The following is a 1,940-nucleotide window of genomic DNA, read 5'->3' as shown; positions in this document are numbered from 1 at the left end:
AAGGGCAAGAGCGGTGTCCCCTACCGGTCAGTGGGGCGCTCCGGCCCTATCCTACCCTACATTGGACTCAAACTTGGTCCATGCACCAAGGTCGCGCTCGGTGTCATCATCGAGGCTATGGCGCAGACGCCGGCAGGCAGGGCTGCAAAAGCCGAGGTCGCGATGACGCTCGTTCAGTCCAACTTGGCCGGCGAGGCGCTTTCCAAAGAGGACGCCATGCTGTGGAGCCTGGCCGAGGATGCCGCCGGCAAGCCGCTGTTTCCACCGCCGTAAGGCCGCAGACATTTACCCTCGGAAGAGCGCCCGGAGCCCCGACATCGCTGCCGGTGTTGTTGGCTCCGAGCGCCGCCGAAGCCGAGGGGAGCGTCGACTGAGATTGGACTATCCTCAGAACGTGCTGACTCCGTTATAAGAATGTCGTTATCGCTCGAAAACGAGAAGGAGCCGGCGAGCGAGCCGTCCGCCAGCACTACGCTGAGCCGGCACGGGATCGGCCGTTGCCTCCTGATCCGGACTATCCAGCACTTCGATGGCTTCCAGCTGAGGTCGCCAGTGTGGTGCTGCCGCTCACATGGCAAGTCCCGGCCGTTCTCTCCCACGCAAATTCCTCTTGCTGATCGCTCGATCACGATATAGTTATCTTGCCTGTCGGCGGTCTCTTGTTTCGGGGAAATGGCATGGCTAAGCGCCAGAACGACGGGCTTAGTGAGTTGCGTATCGTTGTGGACCGCTGTGGCTTCGGCACTCACAAGTGGCGCTGGCGCTTGATGAACGAGTGCGACTTGGTCGTTGCAATCGCCACTCGCTTCCATGGCCCAGAAGCTGCCTATGGTGCGGCTCAGCGGAAGCTGTCTGAGATGCGAATGGCCGCCGAACTTGAGGTTTTGAACGGAACGGCAAAGCGGCCACGCGTCCGCGAAGTGACGCAGGAAGTCCCCCCGCGCTTCATCAGCGCTAGGGAACTCGCACGGGCTGCGGCGTAAAGTCCGTATTTGGCACTGCGCCGCTAACGAACTCCATCGCTGCGGACCGGGCGGCGCTCTCGCGGTTTTCGAGTGCGCCTATGACAGCTAAGACGCCGACATAGGGCAGCCCGCGCCAGACCTCCTGACCGTCAGCGGGTGACTCTACCACATTGGGTCACGTCGATGGGAGATCAGCGGCGAGGGCCAAGTCGAACTGGCGCAGATGGAGGCGTGGCGGGCTCAAGCGCTGTCCGAGTTGGCCCGACTAGCCGGAGAGACCTTCCCATGAGCGACAGTCCGAAAGCGAAGCCCGCGAGGGCCGCAGGTCAGCCTTTGCGTGACGGAGATCGTGTGTGCATCAGATCGAGTAGTATCCACTCCTCGAGGGGAGAGGTAGGCACAGCGCTACGCCATGAGCGGTACGGGCCCCGCGGCTCATTCTCGGGGTGGCTCGTGCGACTGGACAACGGGCAGGAGGTCTACGCCTTGCCTGATGAACTTGTGGCATCCTGATAGATCAGCAGACAAAACACCCTGCCCCAGCATGACGTCCCAGGTCGGCGACTCCAGCGGTCCGACCTACGAGTACCGCGGCGCACGGATCGGCGCGAATGGGAATGGTACCGTATCCAGCTTCAGCCTGTTGGGCTTTCCTGGCGGCGGCTGGTCGGGCCTGGGCAGCATCGACATGATCGTGCGCTTGGTGGACAGCTGGTGCGACACGGGGCGGCTGCCTCTGCCATACGTCACCAAGGAGGAGGGGAGGCTGGCTAGGCCTCTCCCTGGTGCGGCCGGCGGGTGGCGCCTCTCGCCATAACCTGCCGGCCACTACCCGGCCTGCCGATCGTCCAGACTGCAGGCCACGAGAAGGGCGACGAATTCGCTGAGCAGTTCATCTGCCTGGGTGAGGCGCTCTGCTCGGGCGTACTCGGCCAAGGCTTCTGCGGCCTCGAGGGCGAGCGCTAGTCGATCTCC

Annotated in this window: 2 protein-coding genes; both read left to right on the top strand. The window is 63.3% G+C overall.

What is annotated here, in order from left to right; genetic code table 11:
• A partial coding sequence (locus tag BO39_RS34190) for a hypothetical protein (RefSeq protein WP_211257620.1) occupies nt 1-273 on the top strand: 273 nt, incomplete at its 5' end.
• Between the two features lie 1,236 nt (nt 274-1,509).
• The gene (locus BO39_RS29305) at nt 1,510-1,782 is read left to right on the top strand and encodes a hypothetical protein (protein WP_043840415.1); all 273 of its coding nucleotides are present in this window, start codon (nt 1,510-1,512) and stop codon (nt 1,780-1,782) included.
• The last annotated feature ends 158 nt before the right edge of the window (nt 1,783-1,940 follow it).

The organism is Roseomonas aerilata DSM 19363 (assembly GCF_000711725.1).
Classification (GTDB): Bacteria; Pseudomonadota; Alphaproteobacteria; order Acetobacterales; family Acetobacteraceae; genus Roseomonas; species Roseomonas aerilata.
Note: the sequence above shows the minus strand (reverse complement) of the source record. Positions and strands in the feature narration are given on the sequence as shown.

What these genes read in the sequence shown, in the direction of transcription:
- BO39_RS29305 (WP_043840415.1), top strand. Translation starts at nt 1,510, where the DNA reads ATGACGTCCCAGGTCGGCGACTCCAGCGGTCCGACCTACGAGTACCGC.